The sequence below is a fragment of the Rhodococcus sp. IEGM 27 genome (assembly GCF_033142305.1).
GTDB classification, from domain to species: Bacteria; Actinomycetota; Actinomycetes; order Mycobacteriales; family Mycobacteriaceae; genus Rhodococcus_F; species Rhodococcus_F oxybenzonivorans.
This window is the reverse complement of sequence record NZ_JAWLSG010000001.1, coordinates 810704-831044: the sequence shown is the minus strand read 5'-3', so window position 1 is coordinate 831044 and position 20341 is coordinate 810704. Positions and strand designations below refer to the sequence as shown.

The window sequence follows — 20341 nt, the reverse complement described above, 5'->3', positions numbered from 1 at the left end:
TGCTCTCATGACCAAGTGGACAGCAGCGGACATCGCGGATCAGCAGGGCCGGACGTTCGTCGTCACGGGCGCCAACAGTGGATTGGGGGAGGTGGCTGCGCGCGCACTCGCCAAGGCGGGCGCCCACGTCGTCCTCGCCTGCCGCGACACCGTGAAAGGCGACGCGGTCGCGCGCACCATCGGTGACAACGCCGAGGTCCGCCGACTCGACCTCGCCGATCTGGCTTCGGTGCGAGACTTCGCCGCGGGCATCGGTTCGGTCGACGTGCTGGTGAACAACGCCGGAGTGATGGCAGTTCCCCGGCGTAAGACCGTCGACGGCTTCGAAATGCAGATCGGCACAAACCATCTCGGCCACTTCGCGCTCACCGGCCTGCTCCTCGCCAAGATCACCGACCGGATTGTCACGATGTCGAGCACCGCACACAAGATGGGATCCATCGACCTCGACGATCTCAACTGGGAAAACCGCAAATACAACCGGTGGAGCGCGTACGGACAGTCGAAACTCGCGAATCTTCTGTTCACCTACGAGCTACAGCGCAGACTCGCCGCGGCGGGGTCATCGGTCAAGGCTGTTGCCGCGCATCCCGGTTACGCATCGACCAATCTGCAGGCCCACACCGAGTCGGTACAGGACAAGCTGATGGCCGTCGGTAACCGAATCTTCGCGCAGTCAGCGGAAATGGGTGCGCTGCCCATGCTGTACGCGGCCGCCGTTCCCGAAGTGGCGGGCGGGAGTTACCTCGGGCCGGACGGGCTGTTCGAGCAGCGTGGCCACCCGAAGGTCGTCGGTTCCACTACGAAGTCGCGGGACGAGAAGACCGCGGGTGCCTTGTGGTCGCTGTCCGAGAACCTGACGGGCGTCGAATACACATTCGCATAACCGACGCCCGCCGGTAGGTTCAGTCCTCGGTGACGTCGAGGGTGACCTCGACATTTCCCCGAGTTGCGTTGGAATACGGGCAGACCTGGTGCGCCTTCTCGGTCAATTCGAGGGCCTCGTCGCGCGAGAGATGGGGCAGGGACACCTCGAGGGTCACGGCGAGACCGAAACCGCCGCCGTTCGCCGAGCCGATTCCGACGCGCGCACCGACCGCCGAGTCGGTGACATCTGCCTTGGCCTGGCGGGCCACCATCTGCAGTGCCGAGTGGAAGCACGCGGCGTAGCCGGCGGCGAACAACTGCTCCGGGTTCGTGCCGTTGCCCGAACCGCCCATCTCGACGGGGATGGCAAGGTCGAGATCGAGTCGGCCGTCCGAGGTGCGGGCGTGGCCGTTGCGGCCCTCTCCGGTTGCCAGGGCTTCGGCGGTGTAGAGAATCTGCACGGGATTACTTCCTTTTCAGGGGATCGGTTGCGGTGTACTGGTGTAGTGATTCGGTGAGACGACTCAAGGTGTCGCGGAGGGCGACGAGCTCGTCGACGTCCATGCCCGTCGAGCCGGCCAGTGCGGCCGGAATGCCTACGGCGGAATGCCGCAGCTGGGTCCCGGCCTCGGTGAGATGGATACCGACCCGCCGCTCGTCGGCCGAGTCGCGACGACGCTCGACCAACCCGAGCGATTCGAGTCTCTTGAGTAGCGGTGACAGGGTGCCGGTATCGAGATCCAGGGCGTCGCAGATGTCGCGCACGCCGCGGCCGTCCTGCTCCCACAGCACCAGCAGAACCAGGTACTGCGGGTACGTCACACCCAACTTCTCGAGCAGCGACCGGTAGGTCGCCGTCATGGCCCGCGATGCCGAGTAAAGGGCAAAGCACAACTGGCGGTCGAGGGTGAGAGGATCGGTCACCCCAGAATGGTTGCACACAACTTAATTGTGCGCAACAAAGACGGGTGCGGCTTTCTCTTTTCACGGCAGCGCTTAGACTGTCGCCAGTGACACGGGGTGCTGCCCGGCGAAAGCTGGGCGGCTGAGAACACACCCGTCGAACCTGAACTAGGTAGTGCTAGCGAAGGGATGTCGCGCCGACCGCTGATGCGTGCGGTCGTCCGGCGTTCCTCGCGGCCGGACGAAAGGTGCGCAATGCAGATCGACAAGCAGATCGTTCTCGTGACCGGGGGTGGACGCGGCCTCGGTTCCGCCATCGTGCGCTCGTTCGCCGAGCAGGGCGCACGGGTGGTGGTGAACTACCGTCGTAGCCGAGACGCGGCCGAGGACCTCGCGGCGGAGGCGGGCGCCGGGCAGGCCATCGCGCTACAGGCCGATGTCACGGACCGCGAACAGGTTGACGCCCTGTTCGGCGCGGCGGCAGACCACTTCGGCTCACCGGTCACCACCGTGATCAACAACGCCCTCGCCGATTTCTCCTTCAACGGCGACGCCCGCGACAAGGCCGACGCCATCTCGTGGGACGCCTTCGACGCGCAGCTGCAAGGGAGTGTCAAGGCGACTCTGAACACCACGCAAGCCGCACTTCCGGGCATGCGCTCAATCGGCTTCGGTCGCATCGTCACCATCGGAACCAACTTGTTCCAGAACCCCGTAGTTCCCTACCACGATTACACGGCGGCCAAGGCTGCAGCACTGTCACTGACCCGCACGCTCGCCGCCGATCTCGGTCCCGACGGTATTACGGTGAACATGGTGTCGGGGGGGCTGCTGCGCACCACGGACGCGAGCGCCGCCACTCCGGACGAGGTGTTCGACCTCATTGCGGCGAGTACGCCCCTGCAACGCGTCACCACTCCGGAAGAATTCGCCGACGCGGTGCTGTTCTTCGCCTCTCCGTGGTCGCGTTCGGTGACCGGTCAGAATCTCGTCGTCGACGGGGGATTGGTCAAAGACTGATGGCAGCACGTAAGCAACTGCACCTCAACGCATTTCTTTTCGCCTGCGGACACCACGGCGCCGCCTGGCGGCACCCGGCGTCGCAGGTCGAACGGCTCACCGACATCGCCTACTACGAAGAGTTGGCGCAGACCGCAGAACGTGGCTGCTTCGACGCCGTCTTCTTCGCCGACGGACACTCGGTGCGAGAGCCCGCCGCCGGCGGACTGTGGTTTCTCGAACCGTTGACGGCGTTGTCGGCGATGGCCCGGGCGACGGAGCGAATCGGGCTGGTCACCACCGTGTCCAGCACCTTCTACACGCCCTTCCACGCCGCCCGGATGCTTGCATCGCTCGACCACATCAGTGGCGGCCGGGCCGGGTGGAACGTCGTGACCTCCATGTTCGACGCGGAGGCCCGTAACCACGGACTCGAGGAAATGCCGCCGCACGACGAGCGGTACTCGCGCGCCGCCGAGTTCGTCGACGTGGCACTCGCGCTCTGGGATTCGTGGGACGCGGACGCGTTGGAACTCGACCGAGGCGGGGTGTTCGCCGACCCGGCGAAGGTCGTCCCGATTCATCACCGCGGCAAGCATTTTCTGGTGGACGGCCCGCTGAACGTGCCGCGGTCGCCGCAGGGGCGTCCCGTCCTCTTCCAGGCCGGTGCCTCCGAGCAGGGCCGCGACCTGGCGGCCCGTTGCGCCGAGGGTATCTACGCCGTGGCGTACGACCTCGAATCCGCTCAGAATTACTACCGAGACGTCAAGCGGCGCATCCGAACTGCGGGCCGCGATGCCGACGCCGTGACCGTGATGCCCGGTCTCGTCACCTACGTCGGATCGACCACCGAGGAGGCACACAGGAAGAAGGCCGAACTCGACGCCCTGCTGCCGGTCGAACAGTCGATCGCGCAACTGTCCCTGTTCACGCATCAGGATTGCAGTGAGTGGGAACTGGACGCGCCCGTCCCCGACCTGCCGCCACTCTCCGAGTTCACCGGACCGCAGGGCCGCTACGACACCATCCTGCGCATCGTCGAGAAGGATCGGCCCACGGTCCGCGCGCTGCTGGGAACACTGGCCGCCGGTGGTGGGCACTGCACGATGATCGGCACGCCGGAGTCGATCGCCGACGACATCGAACGGTGGTTCCACGGAGGTGGCGCCGACGGCTTCAATCTGATGCCGCCGATCTATCCGGACGCTCTCACCGACTTCGTCGACGAGGTCGTTCCCGTACTGCAGAAGCGCGGACTGTTCCGGACCGAGTACAAGACGGCGACGTTGAGGGAACATCTGTCTTCGCCACCACAATGAACACAACCTTCTCTACGTCCGTAACAGTGACTGTGAGCGCCCACTCGATCAACACTTGCTGTTGTCGCGATCACATTGCGACTTTTCAGGTGCGGACGAGGAGTGGCAATGCTGGTAGCACTCGGCTTTCTGATGGTGGCCGTGTTCATGTTCTTGATCATGTCCAAACGGGCCACCCCGGTGGTCGGGCTGATTGCCGTCCCGGTCGCGTTCGGTATCGCGGCCGGGGCCGGCCTCGGTATCGGCGACATGATCACCGACGGGATCAAAGCGCTGGCACCCACCGCGGCACTGCTGTTCTTCGCGATCATCTTCTTCGGGATCATGATCGACGTCGGGCTCTTCGACCCACTGGTGAAGGTGATTCTGAAGCTCGTCCGCAACGATCCCATGCGGCTCGTCGTCGGCACGGCAGTCCTGGCCATGGTGGTGTCGCTGGACGGTGACGGGTCGACGACCTTCATCATCGTCACCTCGGCACTGCTCCCGCTCTACCTGAAATTGAAGGTGAGCCCCGTCGTCCTCACCGTCGTCGCCGGGCTCTCGAACGGCGCGATGAACATCATCCCGTGGGGTGGGCCGACCGTCCGAGCTGCTGCGGCCCTCGGGATCTCCCCGTCCGACGTCTTCGTGCCGATGATTCCTTCGCTCGTTGCCGGACTCGTCATCGTGCTTCTCTTCGCCGTGCAGCTCGGCTACTCCGAACGACGACGCGTCGGCACCCTGGTTCTCACATCCGAGCGTCTGCTCGTCGGCGCGGGATCCGGTCGGACTCGGCTTGGTTCCGGCGGCGCTGACGGTGGCAGCGGCAACGCAACCGGCGGTTCCGGAGATTCCGGCTCGGACGACGGGCTCGACGGCTTCGTCGAAGGACTGGACCCCGAGCGGCCGACGCTGCGACCGAAGCTGTTGTGGTTCAACGCTGCTCTGAGCGTGGGTCTGCTGGCCGTGCTCGTGATGGACGTCCTGCCCATCCCGGTGCTCTTCATGGTGGCGGCATCGATCGCCTTGATGGCGAACTTCCCGCGCGTCAAGGAGCAGCAGGAAGCCATCACCCGGCACTCGTCGAGCATCGTCTCGGTGGTGGCGATGGTGTTCGCCGCAGCCGTGCTCACGGGAGTCTTCCAGGGCACGGGCATGGTCGAGGCAATGGCGCAGTGGTTGCTCGAGATCATCCCGGCATCGCTCGGACCACACCTCGCCGTCATCACGGGTGTCCTGAGCCTGCCCTTCACGTTCTTCATGAGCAACGACGCTTTCTACTTCGGTGTGATGCCCGTGCTCGCCGAAACCGCGTCCACCTACGGCATCGAGCCCGTCGAGATGGCCCGCGCTTCGATCACCGGACAGACCTTCCACATGCAGAGCCCGTTGGTCCCGGCCATCCTGCTGCTCGTCACCCTCGCGGGGGTGTCCCTGGCCGACCACCACAAGAAGGTGCTGTGGCGCGCCGCGCTGGTGTCGCTGACCATGCTGGTGGTCGGTGTTCTCGCCGGTCAGATTCCCTGGTAGCCGTCAGTCTCAGTCGTCCGTGTCGGTGGCGGGCCCCTCCGGGGTCGCGCCACCTTCGCTGCTCCAGTCCGCACCCGAAACCTTGTCGTCCTCCGCGGGATCGGACACCACGTCTTTGTGGGCACCCGACTTGCCACTCTCCGTACTCGTCGTCGCCGGGCCGGGTGTGTTCTCGTGCTGCTCGGTGTCCTTGTGCGTCATGTCCGACGGTTACCCACACGGCTGCATGTTCAAAAATCGGGAGCTCGTCTGCCTCCAATTTCCGCGGCGGCCAGGCATACTGATCGAAACTCGATCCCTCCTGGTGAGGCGGTGTCTTCGTGGTGGATCCCGAGGTATTGGTGGTCGGAGCGGGTCCGGTAGGACTGACTGCGGCGATCGAACTGCGCAGGCGCGGCATCTCCTGCCGCATCATCGATCCGCTCCACGAGCCGCCGCAGTACGCCAAGGCGGTGGGGATCCAACCCCGGACCCTCGAAGTGTTCGAAGGTATGGGCGTGCTCGGACGAGTGCTCGACGCGGGGGTTCCATTCCGCGGGCAGATCCTCTACGTCGACGGAGTCGAGGTCGGGCGAATGGAGTTGGCCTTGCCCGCGGATGTGCCGTTCGGGTTCATCGGACTGCCCCAGTACGAGACCGAACGCATACTCACCGAACACCTGGCCTCCCTGGGCACCAGGGTCGAGCGCGGAATCGGCCTCGTCTCGTTCGAACAGGACGAGGGCGGGGTGGTCGCCACGGTGAGCGGGGACGGCGGCGGCACCATCCGGTCGCAGTACCTCGCCGGATGCGACGGCGCGCACAGTGTGGTGCGCAAGGGTCTCGGTCTCACGTTCGAGGGCGGCGCCTTCGGTGAGCAGTACATGCTCGGTGACGTCGAAGTGGACTGGTCGTTGCCGCGCGGCTACAACATTCGTTCGGTCCGCCGCACCGAGGACGGACCCGACGATGTCCTCGTGTGCATTCCCTTGCCCGGTCGTCGTCGGTACCGGATGTCGATGCTGGTGCCCGCGGAACTGTCGAACACCGGCGCCTCGGCCGGCGACGACATCCGGCACGGATTCGAGTCGGGGCCCACGCCGCAACTCGGGCACATTCAGGCCGTACTCGACAGGCTGGCTCCCGAAACGGCCCGGGCATCGAACCTTCGGTGGTCCTCCGTGTTCCGCATCAGCCACCGCATCGTCGACTCCTACGGACGTGGACGCGTGTTCGTTGCCGGCGACGCCGCCCATATCCACCCGCCCACCGGGGCGCAGGGCATGAACACCGGGATCCAAGACGCCCACAACCTGGCATGGAAACTTGCGCTCGCCGTGTCCGGAGTCGCGGCCCCCGACCTGACGGACAGCTACGACCTCGAGCGGCGGCCGGTCGGCGAGGAGGTCGTGGGTCGCACCATCCGCAGCGCCCGGGAAGGGATCGGCGCGGGTACTTCGGACCCCGAACTGGTCATGCGCCGCGAAGCGCAGCTGCTCATCGACTACGGCGACAGCCCTATCGTGACCCGGACCGAGGACGCGACCACGCTGCGGCCCGGTCAGCGAGCGCCCGACGCGCGTGGGTTGACCCGCGCCGCCGTCGCATTTCCGATCCGGCTGTTCGGGTTACTGGGACGCGACCGGCACACACTGCTGCTGTACGCCGACGACTCGGTCGACGCGCGGGGTCTGGCCGTGCTGGAGGCTGCTGCGGCGTCGGCCGTGACCGCGGCCCACGGCCTGCTCGACACCTATCTGATCGCAACTTCGGGTGCCGAGGTCGGTGAAACGATTCTTCCGCTCGTGCGGGACGAGGCCGGCGAATTCGCCGCGGCCTATGGCGCCGAGGGTTGCGCGGCGTACGTGGTCCGTCCGGACGGCTATCTGGGTTTCCGGATGTCGCCCGTCTCGATCGAGGGTCTCGCCGAATACCTGAAGTCGACTTTCCGCTGACCCCGCCGGGAAGAGTGGGTCCATGTCCGGTGTTGTAGGGAGTCCCTCGCGCCGGGCAGCCGTCCGCATATGACGGCCATCACAATGAATGGACCCCGCTGCGGGAATTGATCGGAGCACCGGCACGTTAGTTGAGTGAGTAACGCTCAACTTCTTAGGAGGCTTCGGAATGCCAGCATTCTTCGGGCCGGAGGGCCCTGGTCGCATCGACATCAGCCGTCTCATGAGCCGCTCCACCCAGGAACTCATGGCAGCGGCCGCGCGGTTCGCCGCCGGTCGCGGTGACTCCGACCTCGATGCACTGCACGTTCTACGCGTCATGGCCGAACAAGACCCGGCCAAGACGCTGATGCAGCGAGCAGGCGCTGACGTGTCAGCCGTGTCGGACGCCGTGGAACTGCGTCTTCCGCAGGGCCGGAACTCGTCCGGATTCGCCGTGCCCTCGCTGAGCGGTGCGCTCAAGACCGCGCTACTCGAGGCGCATCAGCTCGCCCGCGCTCTCGGGTCGACGTACATCGATCCCGAGCACCTGTTCCTCGCGCTCGCCGCAGATCAGGACCATGCCGCAGGCCGCCTGCTGGCCTCGGAGGGTGTCACCCCGGAACGTCTACAGACCGCCATCCAAGGCGGGTCGGCCGAGCAGGCGCCGGACTCCGACACTCCCACTCTCGACAAGTACGGTTTCGATCTCACCGAACGCGCCCGCAGCGGCGGCGTCGACCCGGTGATCGGCCGGGCCGACGAGATCGAACAGACCATCGAGATCCTGTCGCGGCGGACCAAGAACAATCCCGTCCTCGTCGGTGAGGCCGGCGTCGGCAAGACGGCGATCGTCGAGGGCCTGGCTCAGCGGATCGTCGACGGCGACGTACCCGACCGTCTGACCGGTAAGCGCATCGTGCAACTCGACCTGTCGAGCATGGTGTCGGGAACCCGGTACCGCGGCGACTTCGAGGAACGCCTCACCAAGGTGATCGACGAGATCGCCGCCCACAAGGACGAGCTGATCGTCTTCATCGACGAGGTCCACACCATTGCCGGCGCCGGTGGAGGAGCAGAGGGCGCGATGGACGCCGGAAACATCCTCAAGCCGAAGCTCGCCCGCGGTGAACTGCACATCGTCGGCGCCACCACCCTCGACGAGTACCGCAAGCACATCGAGAAGGATCCGGCGCTCGAACGCCGATTCCAGCCGGTCACGGTGGCGGAGCCGAGCATCGAGGACGCAGTGGCCATTCTGTCGGGTCTCCGCGACCGATACGAAGAGCACCACGGCGTGCGCTACACCGACGACGCCATCACCGCCGCCGTCGAGCTCTCTGCCCGGTATATCGGTGACCGCTTCCTGCCCGACAAGGCGATCGACTTGATCGACCAGGCCGGGGCCCGGCTACGGCTGCGCATGCCGAGCGTCGACGTGGAGGCTCTGCGGAAGCAGGTGGAGGAGTTGGAACAGGCCAAGAATCAGGCTGTCGCCGATGAGCAGTACGAGAAGGCGTCGGGACTGCGTGACCAGATCACGAAGCTGCAGGCCCGCATCGGTGGCAAGGCCGACGCGTCGGACCTCACACCGGACGTGACCGCCGAGCAGATCGCCGAGGTCGTGTCGCGGTCGACGGGTATTCCCGCAAGCCAGATGACCCAGGAGGAGAAGGAACGCCTCCGCCGGCTCGAAGACGAACTGCACCGGCGGGTCATCGGGCAAGACGACGCCGTGCGGGCCATCGCCCGGGCGGTGCGTCGCAGCCGGACCGGTATGAACGATCCCGACCGCCCCGTGGGCAGCTTCCTGTTCCTCGGCCCGACCGGTGTCGGCAAGACCGAACTGGCGAAGGCTCTGGCCGCCACCCTGTTCGGTGACGAGAACAAGATGCTGCGACTCGACATGAGCGAGTTCGGTGAACGGCACACGGTTAGTCGCCTGGTGGGTGCCCCTCCCGGATACGTCGGCTACGGGGAGGCGGGACAGCTCACCGAGCAGGTCCGGCGCAACCCGTACTCCGTGATCCTGCTCGACGAGATCGAAAAGGCGCACCCCGACGTGTTCAACACGCTGCTGCAGGTACTCGACGACGGACGGTTGACGGACGGTCAGGGCCGGACGGTGGATTTCAAGAACACCGTTCTGATCATGACCAGCAACCTGGGATCCGACATCATCTCCAGCAAGTCGGGCGGACTGGGCTTCACCACCGGTGACGCCGAGGCGTCGGAGAAGCCGCTGCGAGACCGGGTGATGGGCCGGCTGCGTGAGTCGATGCGGCCGGAATTCCTCAACCGGATCGACGAGATCGTGATCTTCCGCAAGCTGGACACCGAACAGCTGCACCGGATCACCGACCTGCTATTGGACGACAGCCGGAAGCGGCTCGAGGCCAAGGGCATCGAGATCTCGTTCAGTGACGCCGCGGTGGACTGGATTGCCGAACACGGACACCAGCCCGAGTTCGGGGCACGCCCGCTGCGCCGGTCGATCCAGCGTGCGGTCGACGACCGGATCGCGGACCTGCTGCTCGACGACATTCTGGTCGAGGGTGGCAGCGTGACGGTCGGTGTCAACGACGACGAGCTGGATCTGGTCGTCGGCTGAGCCCGTGTGAGTGGCACAGTATGCTTCGGCGTACTGTGCCACTCACGTGTGTGCTGGGAGCCCCTTTCCCGCCCTCGCCGTCTTGGATCGGCACCTGGTGATGAGCTGTGCGTCGTGCGCAGTCACCTGTGCAATGTGCTGGGCTACACTGTGATCCGGGTGTATGCCCGGGGTGCGCCGCCTACCACGCAGGAGGTGTGGCCGGATTGCCGCCGACCGCGGTGTGTGCCCGCCTCTGAAACGGTTACCTACTGCCCAGCAGAATTCAGTCGAGCAGCTCGACCTCCCAGTTCGCTTGCTGCACTCGGAGATCGACTTCCCGGATTTGCCGCGCCAGATCATCGGCAGTACGCCTGAGATCCCGAACCGGCAACGCCGCGACGAAGACGAGCTCCGAGCGTAGTTGTCGGCCGTACCGGTCCTGCTCACGACCGGAGGCGGCATCCGCGGCGGCGGACACCACCCGGTGCCGGATACGCAGCATGTCCCGGCGAGCCAGGGCGTCCGTGATGCTCTCATCACCAAGGGGCGCAGAGGTATTCGTTCGATTGATCCTTCGGACGAGAACCTCCAGGCGGTCCAGGACCTCCTCGAGTTCGGCGAGTAGCGCCGCGGCGTCCTCCGCCGGCGACTCACCCTCTTGGTGTCGCGCATTCGTGAGGATGCGCGATTTCAGGTGCTCCACCCGACGCGTCAGATCGCCGCGTTCGGCCAGTGCCGCTGCTAGTTTCATCTCTACCTCCCCACCCTGTTCGATTGAATGTTCCCCTCGTCTGCGCGAATGTGCGCCAACGATTTCGAGCGTCGACGGACACGCAGGGTGGAGGGGTCACGACATCGGAGGGGTGCCGATCGAAGCGTGGGGAGCGGATCTCGGTGGGCGCTCATGCGCCTTTCGTCGAGTCGCGATTCAGCATCCTCAACAACTACCACATCCCGGCGCTCGGCGCGAGCAGCAATGTCCTCGGTGGGCGGTGGCGACTATCGTTGAGGCATGCGAGCGGAAGACGGCGAATTGACCTCCAAGCACCAACCGTTGCTGGTCTTGAGCAAGATCACGGAGATCCTCGATGCGTTCAGCCTGTCGCGTCCGTCGATGACGCTGGGCGAGATCCAGCAGGCGACGGGTCTGCCGACCTCGACAGTCCAACGGCTCGTCAGCAACCTGGTGGCGCAGGAATTCCTCGACCGGTCCGGCGACCAGATCCGGATCGGCGTGAAGATGGCGTTCTGGGCTGCTACGGCCACCAAGGGACTCGACGTGCTGGCTGTCGTCACGCCGGTGCTGAAGGATATCCGCGACGCCACCGGCGAGACCGCCAGCTTCTTCCGGGTCGAGCAGGGCTACCGCGTGTGCGTGGCCATCGCGGAGACCGAGCACGCGCTGCGCCGAAACATGTACGTCGGAAAGATCGTCCCCTTGCCCGCGGGATCGGCGGGCCGGGTGCTGCTCGCCTGGAACCCGGAACTCACCGAACAGGTCCTCGCCGGCCCCATCGAGCCGATGACCGAGGGCACTGTCACCGACACCGCGGTGCTGCGTGAATTGATCCACCAGGCCCGGGCCGACGGGTACGCCATCACCGCCGGGGAGCGGGAAGACAGCGCGTCGGGATTGGCTGCGCCCGTGTTCGATTCGTCCGCCGACGTGATCGGTGCTTTGGCGATCAGCGGGCCGACGCTCCGCATGCCGCGCGAACAGTGCGAGAAGTGGGTGGATCTGCTCGTCGGCAGCGCCGAGAAGGTCACCCGGACGCTGGGTGGCCGCTACCCGTCATGAGCTGCGCCGCGATCGCGCGGCCGGCTTCGTGCATGGCCACGGCGTCCGTGGCGACGAAAACGCCGGCGATCCGGGACCGGTAGTCGCCGCCGACGCTTCCGCGGCGAGGGTGTCGAAGCCGATCACGTCGAGGACGTACTCGGCGCCGGAGCGGAGTTCGGCGTCGTACCGTGCCCACATGCCGCCGGAGAACCCGCCTGCCGCGCCGGTGCCGTCGACTTCGGACGGGTCGCGGGGGCCGTCGTGCGGCGTGGTGATCCCGCCGGCGACGGCGTCGGCGACCTCGCCTGCGGTGTAGGTGCCCTTGAAACTGTCGGGGGCGATCAGAACCGTCATGGGTTCCACGCTTCCGGGTTGACCGGATGCGGGGGAATCCGGTTCTGCGCCATGGCCACAGCATTCTCGGCGCACAGCCTCGCCATCTCGGCGCGCACCGACACCGTCGCACTGCCGAGGTGGGGGAGCAGGACCGTGTTCGACTGTTCCGCGAGTCCCGGCGCGAGCGCGGGTTCGTCCTCGTACACGTCCAGCCCGGCGCCGGCGATCTCCCCGGACTTCAGGGCGGCGACGAGGGCGGCTTCGTCGACGACGGGACCGCGGGCCGTGTTGACCAGGATCGCGGAGGGTTTCATCGCCGCCAGCACGCCCGCGTCGACCAGGTGGCGGGTCTGCGCGTTGAGGGGCACGTGCAGCGACAGGTAGTCGCTGGTGGCGACGAGGGTGTCCCAGTCGGTGTGGGTGACGAGTCCGGCGAACTCCCCGAGTTCCTCGTCCGTCACCGGCCGGTCGCCGGGAGGCCGCGGGCAGAACTGCACCTGCATGCCGAAGGCCAGTGCCCGTTTCGCGGTCGCCCGCGCGATCCGACCGAACCCGGCGAGACCGAGCGTGCGTCCCGAAACATCCTGACCGAGGAGCAGGTTCGGCTCCCATCCGGTGAACTTTCCGGCGCGGACGAACGTGTCGGCCTCCACGGCGCGGCGGGCGGTGGCCATGATCAGCAGCATCGCGACGTCGGCGGTGGCGTCGGTGAGCACACCGGGTGTGTTGCCGACGAGGATCGAGTTCGCGGTTGCCGCCCCGATGTCGACGTTGTTGAACCCGACCGCATAGTTGGAGATCCCGCGGATCTTCGCGGCGGCCAGGAGGTCGGCGTCGAACGTGTCGCGCAGCTGGGACACCACCACGTCGTAGTCCCCGGACACGCACGCGTCCCGTAGTTGCGCGGCGTCGGGCAACGCGTCGGGGACGTGGACGCTGCCCGCGGTGCGCAGCAGCGTGAGACCGGGTTCGGGGATCGGGGTGGTGACGTAGAACCGGGCGCCGTTCATCGGCCGCCGCCGATGACCCACTCGAACGCAGTGGCGTTGGAGCGTGCGCCCTGAGCGGCCTTGGACCGATTGGCCTCACCGAGTTCCGCGAGCGTCTTCTCGGACAGTTCCACCAGCGACCCGAAAACGGTGGGATTCAGCCAGTCCGGGCGGGTGGCGAACAGCAGGTCCTCGCTGGCGGTGTTGCCGCTGGCACCGGGCGCGAAGGGGCAGCCGCCGAGTCCGCCGAGGGCACCATCGACGGTCATCGCGCCGGCAGCAACCGCGGCGAGGCTGTTCGCGACCCCCATACCCCAGGTGTCGTGGCCGTGGAAGACGATTCCGCGCTGCGGGGTTTCGAGCCGGATCCGGGAGACGAGCGAGTACACCTGGGCGGGGACGGCCTGGCCGAGGGTGTCGCAGACGACGACGTCGACGGCGCCGTGGGCGCGAGGGTCGTTGGCGATGTCGATCACCCGCTGCTCGGGCACCCGGCCCTCGAACGGGCAGGTGAACGACGTCGCGATGCACAGTTGGATGCTGCCGCCGACCTGCTGGGCGAGTTCGATCGCTGCCGGCATCGAGGCGAGGCTGTCCTCGGTGGATCGTCCGATGTTCGCCTGGTTGTGGGAATCGGAGGCGGAGAAGCAGTACTGGAAATGGCGTGCGCCGGCCGCGGCGGCCTTCTCCACGTGCCGGGGCGTCGCCACCCACACCCAGCAGTGGTCCAGTTCCTCCTGGGTCAGTTCGGAGATGACCTCGACGGTGTTCGCCATCGGCGGGACGAGGTCGGGACGGGCCATCGACCCGATCTCGAGCGCGGGCACGCCGAGTTCGAGGAGCCGGCGGGCGATCTCGAGCTTCCGGGCGGTGGGCAGCATCTTGCCCGTCAACTGCAACCCGTCGCGCAGGGTGACGTCGCGGAGCAGGGTGCGTGATTCGAAGGACTGCGTCATGAGAGGCCACCTACTGTGTCGTTGACGATGGAGTCGATCTGTTCCGGGGTCTTGCCGAGCAATGTTTCCAGGACCTCCCGGGTGTGCTCGCCGAGGTCCGGTCCGACGTGGCGGATGGGCAGTGACGTGCCGCCGATCACCGGGACGATGCCGGGGAAACCGACCTGCTTCGGCTCGGCCTCACCGGTGTCGACGGTGAACTGCTGGATCATGTTGCGGGCGGCGTACTGCTCGTCGCTGCAGATGTCGGCGGCGGTGTTGATCGGACCCGACGGCACACCGGCGGTGTCGAGGATCTTCAGCGCCTCCTCGCGGGAATACTGCGCGGTCCATTCGCCGATCGCTGCGTCGAGTTCGTCGCGTCGCTCCCAGCGGCCCGCGTTGCTCTGCAGACCCGGGTCGGTGCCGAGGTCAGGTCGGCCGATCGTGTCCATGTAGCGCTGGAAGATGGCGTCACCGTTGCCCGCGATGATGACGCTGTTGCCGTCGTTGCAGAGGTACGCGTTCGACGGGGCGATGCCTTCCATCCGTCCGCCGACACGTTCACGTTTGACGCCGTACGCGAGGTAGTCGGGGATCAGCGACTCCATCATCGACAGGATCGATTCGTTGAGCGCGACGTCGATGATCCGATGCGGCAGGGACGGGCCCTGCGTTCCGGCGACTTTCGCAGTCTCCCGCTGGAACAGGGCCATGACCGCCCCGAACGCCGCGTAGAGGCCGGCGATCGAGTCGCCGATCGACACCCCTACCCGTACCGGTGGTCGGTCCGGGTCGCCGACCAGTTCACGGAATCCGCCCGCGGCCTCCGCGACCGCAGCGAACCCCGGCCGCTGTGACATCGGCCCGGTCTGCCCGAACGCCGAGATGCGGGTGATCACCAGGTCCGGGTTGGCCGCGTTCAACGCGTCCGGTCCGATGCCCCACTTCTCGAGGGTGCCGGGCCGGAAGTTCTCGAGCAGGATGTCGCACTTGGCGGCGAGGTCGAGGACGAGCTGCCTGCCTTCCTCGGTCCGCAGGTCCAGCACGATCGACTTCTTGTTGCGGTTGATCGTGCGGTACAGCATCGAGGTGTCGCCGGAGTAGAGGCGCCAGTTGCGCAGTTCGTCACCAGTTTTCGGACGCTCCACCTTGATGACCTCGGCCCCGAAGTCGGCGAGCATGCGTCCCGCGGTCGGGGCGGCGATGTAGTTACCCAGCTCGAGTACCCGTACGCCGTCGAGGGGGCGGATCGTGTTTTCAGACATGATGTTCCTTCAGGGGTGCGAGGGGCGGTCAGAAGAACAGGCTCATCGGAAGGATGAGCAGGATGGCGACCACCGACGCCACCGATACTCCTACGGAGCACGTCTTCAGCGTGCCACGTGTGGTCTGTCCCATGAGGGATTGCAGGAGCCAGAAGGTGTTGCTGGTGACGTGCACGGCGAACAGTGAACCGGCACCGGCCGCCAGCGCGATCAGGACGGGATCGAGGCCGATGATCGGTGCGACGGGGGCGAGGACGCCGGCGGCGGTAATCGCGGAGATCGTCACCGAGCCGACCGCGATATGCAAGGCGGCGGCCATCACCCACACCATGAGCAGCGGGGCGGCGTGGTTGGCGGCGAAGTACTGACCGAGAATGTCCCCGAGTCCGACGGCCGCGATAGTGGCGGCGAGCGAGCCACCGACTCCGGTGAGAATCAGGATCTGGCCGCTTTCGCTGAAACCACTGGCGATTGCCTTCTGCACGCGATGCTGGCCGATGGTGAGCCGTCCGATGAAACTGGTGCCGATCAGACCGATCAACAAAGCGATGAGCGGTTCGGACACGAAGTCGATAACCGGATTGCTGACTTCGGCGATATCCAGAATGGCGCCGGTCGCGATAAGAAGAAGTGACACGAGCAGCGGAGCGAGCAGGACGATGAGCCGGCCCTCGTGCCGGGTCACGACATCCTCGTTCGTGATCGGGCGCAGGCTGGTGCTGGTGCGCTCGGCCTGGGCGACGCTGCGACCGGGCACGGGCCGCGGGCTCGAGGCACCTACGCCGCCGTCGGGAGTCGCGTCCTCTTCCTCGTCGTCCACCACTGTCTGATGGAAGTGCTCCTCGTCCTTCTCCGGGTTCCACCAACCATGGGTGAACAGGAACGACATGATCGCCACCGAGATCGCCACCGTCGGGATCACCAGGATCAACCCGAAGATCAGCATCTTGCCGAGCGGCACACCGAGAAGTCCGGCGAGCGCCAGCGCGCCCACACCCGGGACCATGAGCACGATCCCGCACTCGAGCCCGATCGCCAGCGCGGTGGCCATCCGTGCGGTGCCCATCCGGCCGATCTTCGGGGCGAGGTTACGTGCGAGGGGTGCGGAGATGACCAGCAGTACGTCGAGAAAGATGGACTGCAGCAACGTCGCAATAGTCAGCGACAGCGCGTAGGGCATCCGCTTGGGACCGAAGACCCGCAGCAGCGTTCCCACCAGACGTTGGATCGCACCCATTTCCCGCAGCATGGCGCCCATCAGGACGCCGAAGGAAATCAGCAACCCGACTTCGGCCATGATGTCGCCGAAACCGGTGGCGATCGTCTCCACAGTCTTCGCCGTTCCGAGCCCGGAAGTAAGGCCGAGATAGGCGGATCCCACGACCAGCGACACCACCGGGTTGAACTTGAAACGCACGATCATCAGCACCACGGCCGACACGGCGATCGCAGTGTTGATCAGGATTGCGAGGTCTGACATTGACGCGTCCTAACGAGGAGGCGGATAGTGACTGCAGTCACAAGGTCACCCATATTATGAACACAGACTCACAATATAAGCAACGGACCGGACGTCCTCAGGGGTGGGTGTGGCGCCGATCGGGGGTGGCCGCTACTGTGGGCGCCATGCAGCGCGTGTATTTCTGGTTTAGCAGGCCGGCCCCGGGTGGGTCGGTCGGCGTAACCACGCGCTGATCACTTCCACCCCAGAGCCGGATTACAGACCGGCTCGCGGGATTCTTCACAGTCTTCGAGGGTCGGCCTGAGAACAGGAACCCCAACCCATGACTGTCACTCTCGACACCGCGTCCCATGCTGATCGCCTCGACGACCAGCGCACGGTGAGCATCAGCCCCCTGGTCGCTCCGTCTGTCGTGCGCCGTGAATTCGCGCCCGACGATGTCGCGGCTGCGACTGTGCGTAGCGGCCGCGCCGACACGGTGAACGTGCTGAACGGCGACGACGACCGCCTGCTCGTCGTGGTCGGCCCGTGCTCGGTGCACGATCCGGCGGCTGCGATGGACTACGCGCGCCGACTCGCCGCGAAGGCGGAGGAACTGCGGGACGATCTGCACATCGTCATGCGTGTCTACTTCGAGAAGCCGCGCACAACCCTGGGATGGAAGGGCCTGCTCAACGACCCGCATCTGGACGGCACCTTCGACATCGACACCGGACTGCGGATGGGGCGGAAACTACTGCTCGACGTGTCCTCGCTCGGGCTTCCCGTCGGTTGCGAATTCCTCGACCCGATCATGCCCCAGTACATTGCCGACCTGGTCACCTACGGCGCAATCGGTGCGCGCACCGCCGCCAGCCAGGTGCATCGACAGCTCTGCAGCGCGCTGTCGATGCCGGTAGGTATCAAGAACTCCACGGAGGGTGACGTGCAGGTGGCGGTCGACGGAACGAGGGCCGCGGCGGCGAGTCATGTGTTCCCCGGCACGGATCTGGACGGTCAGGCCGCTCTGATCCGGACGATGGGCAACCCCGACTGCCATGTGATCTTGCGCGGCGGAACCGACGGACCCAACTACGACTCGGAGACGGTGTCCGACACACTCGCCCGGCTGCGGAAGTCGGGACTGTCCGAGCGGGTCGTGATCGATGCCAGCCACGGCAACAGCAGCAAAAATCACGAAAAGCAGGTGGAGGTGGTCGGCGACATCGCGGCGCGGCTCGAGGCGGGCGAGCGCGGCGTCGTCGGCGTCATGATCGAGAGCTTCATCGAGGCCGGCCGCCAGGACCTCACCCTGGGCCGCGCCGAGGACCTCACCTACGGGCAGTCCATCACCGACGCCTGCATCGACTGGGACACCACCGCCGCGCAGCTCGACCGGTTGGCGCAGGCGGTCGCGGCCCGGCGGGGGTGAGCGATCATCGGACTCCTCGCGTGCGGAACTGGACGCTGATGCGTGGCCCCACCGGGCGGCTGCTCTTCGGTACGCAATGCTCCCAAGTGCGTTGGCAGGATCCCCCCATCACCAGAAGGTCGCCGTGCCCGAGTGAGTACCGGATCGACCGCCCTCCACCGCGCGGCCGCAGCAACAGCGGTCGCGCGGTGCCGAGGGAGAGGATGGCCACCAACGTGTCCTCGGTGCGGCTACGGCCGGTGTCGTCGCCGTGCCAGGCCACGCTGTCGGAGCCGCCCCTGTAGAAGCAGAGACCCGAGGTCACGAACTTTTCTCCCAGTTCAGGCAGGTAATGCGTGCTCAACGCCTCGCGCGCCTCGACCAGGAGTGGATCGGGAAGCGGCTCGTTCTCCCCGTAGAAGCGGACGAGGCGCGGAACGTCGACCACGCGGTCGTACATCTGTCTGCGCTCTGCCCGCCACGGAACGGTGTCTACGAGCTCGGTGAACAGCTCGTCGGAGCCCGTCATCCAGCCGGGGCGCACGTCGAGCCAGGCGCCGGCAGTGAGGGTCCGGCGAGTGACCGTCGATCCGAGTTCGCCCAGTTCGACACCGCCCGACGCGTCGTCGAACAGCGAAGCTTGGAGCGCGTACCGCGCGTCCGCGGAAGTCATGCGGTCATACTACCTCGAGATTCGAACGTATGTTCCCCTCATTTCGGGGGTAGTGATCGCCGCTCAGACGCACCCGATTTCTGTAGCTGCACTACTTTTCGGGCCCTGAAAGAAGTGCGGCTGCGAAGAAGGGGTGCGTCTGTGTACAAAGAGCGCGCCACCGGTCCACCGAGGCCGGACTGGACGGTGACGGCAAGTGGCGCCGGTGGGATCGTCACGACCATGATCGATTCGACGGCAATACTCGGGGTGGCGGCGATCGCGCTCGGATTGGTACTGACGCCGGGACCCAACATGCTGTACCTGGTCTCGCGCAGCATCACTCAGGGCCGAGGAGCAGGTTTGATGTCGCTGGGCGGAGTCGCGATCGGATTTCTGGTGTATCTGGCAGCGACGACGCTGGGGATTTCGGCGGTATTCTCTGCGGTTCCGCAGGCATACACGGCATTGAAACTGGCAGGTGCGTGTTACCTCGGCTGGCTGGCGTGGCAGGCGCTCCGGCCGGGCTCGGCTACACCGTTCGCCCCGAGGCAGACTCTGCCGCGCGATTCGCCGGCCCGTCTGTTCACGATGGGACTCACTACGAACTTGCTCAATCCCAAAATCGCGGTGATGTACCTGGCGTTGATTCCGCAGTTCGTCGACTCCGACTCCGGACCGGTGTGGTCGCAAAGTCTGCTGCTGGGAAGTGTCCAGATTGTTGTCGCTGTGGTCGTCAATGCCGCAATCGTCTGCCTTGCAGCGTCTGTCGCCGGCTTGCTGCAGGGGCGGCCGCGGTGGATCCGCGCTCAGAAACTCATGATGGGCAGTGTGTTAGGCGGGCTCGCGGTACATCTTGCGTTCGATCGCGGTCGCCCCACGGTGGTCTGACGTCCGTCGTACAACTCCCGCGGTGTCGTACTCGCTTCAACCTGTCGGTACCTCGCTATACCGTCGGAACATGGGATACGAATTTCAGGTCACCGTCGATTCGGAGAACCCGCACAGCCTCGCCAAGTGGTGGGCGCAGACGCTCGGTTGGGAGGTGGAGCCGAGCAACGAGGAATTCATCCGCGGACTGGTTCAGGCCGGTCACGCGAAAGAATCCGACACCATGATCTTCGAAGGTGTTCTCGTCTGGCGGGAGGGTGCCGCCATTCGGGATCCGGCGCATTCGGAGCGGCCACGGGTGCTGTTCCAACTCGTTCCCGAGTCGAAGACGGTGAAGAACCGCCTGCATCTCGACCTGCGGGTGGGAGACGGGCGAGAAGACCTCGCCAGGGAACTCGAGGAATCCGGCGCGAAGGTGCTCCATCGGGGACGGCAGGGTCCGAACGAGTGGATCACCATGGCCGATCCGGAGGGCAACGAGTTCTGCCTCGCCTGACCGAGCAGGCCGGGGACGCAGTGGGCCGAAAACGCA

At 66.1% G+C, this 20341-nt stretch carries 20 protein-coding genes and 1 riboswitch; of the genes, 10 read left to right on the top strand and 10 right to left on the bottom strand.

From position 1 onward, the window contains the following. The first annotated feature begins 7 nt into the window (after positions 1-7). Positions 8-886, top strand: coding sequence for an oxidoreductase (locus R4P95_RS03870; RefSeq protein ID WP_317743635.1), 879 nt, complete (start codon positions 8-10; stop codon positions 884-886). A gap of 19 nt (positions 887-905) precedes the next feature. On the opposite strand, the gene R4P95_RS03865 is transcribed toward R4P95_RS03870, so the two are convergent. Continuing rightward, positions 906-1328, bottom strand: coding sequence for an organic hydroperoxide resistance protein (locus R4P95_RS03865; RefSeq protein WP_159919782.1), 423 nt, complete (start codon positions 1326-1328; stop codon positions 906-908). Positions 1329-1332: 4 nt separating this feature from the next. Then, positions 1333-1791 (bottom strand): MarR family transcriptional regulator, encoded by a 459-nt coding sequence (locus R4P95_RS03860; protein ID WP_317743633.1) that lies wholly within the window; start codon positions 1789-1791, stop codon positions 1333-1335. 82 nt (positions 1792-1873) lie between these two features. Beyond that, a riboswitch (TPP riboswitch) is annotated at positions 1874-1977 on the top strand. A gap of 48 nt (positions 1978-2025) precedes the next feature. Between R4P95_RS03860 and R4P95_RS03855 the strand changes: the two genes are divergently transcribed. The 3 genes from R4P95_RS03855 to R4P95_RS03845 all read left to right on the top strand — a co-directional run bounded on the left by R4P95_RS03855 (position 2026) and on the right by R4P95_RS03845 (position 5600). Further along, positions 2026-2790, top strand: coding sequence for a 3-oxoacyl-ACP reductase (locus tag R4P95_RS03855; RefSeq protein ID WP_213573409.1), 765 nt, complete (start codon positions 2026-2028; stop codon positions 2788-2790). Continuing rightward, positions 2790-4088 carry an LLM class flavin-dependent oxidoreductase gene (locus R4P95_RS03850; protein WP_317743632.1) on the top strand — a complete coding sequence of 433 codons (1299 nt, stop codon included), beginning with the start codon at positions 2790-2792 and terminating at the stop codon, positions 4086-4088. The genes R4P95_RS03855 and R4P95_RS03850 overlap by 1 nt, the downstream gene beginning before the upstream one ends. Positions 4089-4196: 108 nt before the next feature. Next, positions 4197-5600 (top strand): CitMHS family transporter, encoded by a 1404-nt coding sequence (locus R4P95_RS03845; protein WP_317743630.1) that lies wholly within the window; start codon positions 4197-4199, stop codon positions 5598-5600. 9 nt (positions 5601-5609) lie between these two features. Here R4P95_RS03845 and R4P95_RS03840 read toward each other — a convergent pair whose 3' ends face one another. Further along, the gene (locus tag R4P95_RS03840) at positions 5610-5801 is read right to left on the bottom strand and encodes a hypothetical protein (protein WP_317743628.1); all 192 of its coding nucleotides are present in this window, start codon (positions 5799-5801) and stop codon (positions 5610-5612) included. A 119-nt stretch (positions 5802-5920) separates the two neighbouring features. Here R4P95_RS03840 and R4P95_RS03835 point away from each other — a divergent pair, with 119 nt between their 5' ends. Further along, positions 5921-7534 (top strand): FAD-dependent monooxygenase, encoded by a 1614-nt coding sequence (locus R4P95_RS03835; protein WP_317743627.1) that lies wholly within the window; start codon positions 5921-5923, stop codon positions 7532-7534. Between the two features lie 169 nt (positions 7535-7703). Continuing rightward, entirely contained in the window at positions 7704-10124 is a 2421-nt protein-coding gene (locus R4P95_RS03830; protein ID WP_213573404.1) for an ATP-dependent Clp protease ATP-binding subunit, read from the top strand. Between the two features lie 265 nt (positions 10125-10389). Here R4P95_RS03830 and R4P95_RS03825 read toward each other — a convergent pair whose 3' ends face one another. After that, positions 10390-10857 (bottom strand): DIP1984 family protein, encoded by a 468-nt coding sequence (locus R4P95_RS03825; RefSeq protein ID WP_317743626.1) that lies wholly within the window; start codon positions 10855-10857, stop codon positions 10390-10392. A gap of 261 nt (positions 10858-11118) precedes the next feature. On the opposite strand from R4P95_RS03825, the gene R4P95_RS03820 reads away from it, so the two are divergent. Then, positions 11119-11904, top strand: a complete 786-nt coding sequence (locus R4P95_RS03820; protein ID WP_213573402.1) for an IclR family transcriptional regulator — start codon at positions 11119-11121, stop codon at positions 11902-11904. Here R4P95_RS03820 and R4P95_RS03815 read toward each other — a convergent pair. The 5 genes from R4P95_RS03815 to R4P95_RS03795 are packed head-to-tail and all read right to left on the bottom strand — an operon-like array spanning position 11899 to position 16894. Next, the gene (locus tag R4P95_RS03815; protein ID WP_397517663.1) at positions 11899-12240 is read right to left on the bottom strand and encodes a glycerate kinase; all 342 of its coding nucleotides are present in this window, start codon (positions 12238-12240) and stop codon (positions 11899-11901) included. The two genes, R4P95_RS03820 and R4P95_RS03815, sit on opposite strands and share 6 nt — an antisense overlap. Further along, on the bottom strand, positions 12237-13232 hold the full coding sequence (locus R4P95_RS03810) for a D-glycerate dehydrogenase (protein WP_317743624.1): 996 nt from the start codon (positions 13230-13232) through the stop codon (positions 12237-12239). The genes R4P95_RS03815 and R4P95_RS03810 overlap by 4 nt, the downstream gene beginning before the upstream one ends. Further along, a complete protein-coding gene (locus R4P95_RS03805; protein ID WP_213573400.1) occupies positions 13229-14167 on the bottom strand; it encodes a hydroxymethylglutaryl-CoA lyase in 939 nt (312 codons plus the stop codon). Before R4P95_RS03805 ends, R4P95_RS03810 begins: the two co-directional genes overlap by 4 nt. Beyond that, a complete protein-coding gene (locus R4P95_RS03800) occupies positions 14164-15417 on the bottom strand; it encodes a CaiB/BaiF CoA-transferase family protein (RefSeq protein WP_317743941.1) in 1254 nt (417 codons plus the stop codon). Before R4P95_RS03800 ends, R4P95_RS03805 begins: the two co-directional genes overlap by 4 nt. A 25-nt stretch (positions 15418-15442) precedes the next feature. Further along, positions 15443-16894, bottom strand: a complete 1452-nt coding sequence (locus tag R4P95_RS03795) for a GntP family permease (RefSeq protein ID WP_317743623.1) — start codon at positions 16892-16894, stop codon at positions 15443-15445. A gap of 304 nt (positions 16895-17198) precedes the next feature. On the opposite strand from R4P95_RS03795, the gene R4P95_RS03790 reads away from it, so the two are divergent. Then, complete coding sequence (locus tag R4P95_RS03790) at positions 17199-18287, top strand: 3-deoxy-7-phosphoheptulonate synthase (RefSeq protein WP_159919809.1); 1089 nt, start codon at positions 17199-17201, stop codon at positions 18285-18287. Positions 18288-18291: 4 nt separating this feature from the next. On the opposite strand, the gene R4P95_RS03785 is transcribed toward R4P95_RS03790, so the two are convergent. After that, on the bottom strand, positions 18292-18939 hold the full coding sequence (locus R4P95_RS03785) for an alpha-ketoglutarate-dependent dioxygenase AlkB (protein ID WP_317743622.1): 648 nt from the start codon (positions 18937-18939) through the stop codon (positions 18292-18294). Between the two features lie 222 nt (positions 18940-19161). On the opposite strand from R4P95_RS03785, the gene R4P95_RS03780 reads away from it, so the two are divergent. Together R4P95_RS03780 and R4P95_RS03775 are read left to right on the top strand one after the other, a co-directional pair. Then, a complete protein-coding gene (locus tag R4P95_RS03780; RefSeq protein WP_317743621.1) occupies positions 19162-19809 on the top strand; it encodes a LysE family translocator in 648 nt (215 codons plus the stop codon). A 70-nt stretch (positions 19810-19879) separates the two neighbouring features. Continuing rightward, the gene (locus R4P95_RS03775) at positions 19880-20305 is read left to right on the top strand and encodes a VOC family protein (protein WP_109327342.1); all 426 of its coding nucleotides are present in this window, start codon (positions 19880-19882) and stop codon (positions 20303-20305) included. Positions 20306-20341: the final 36 nt, after the last annotated feature.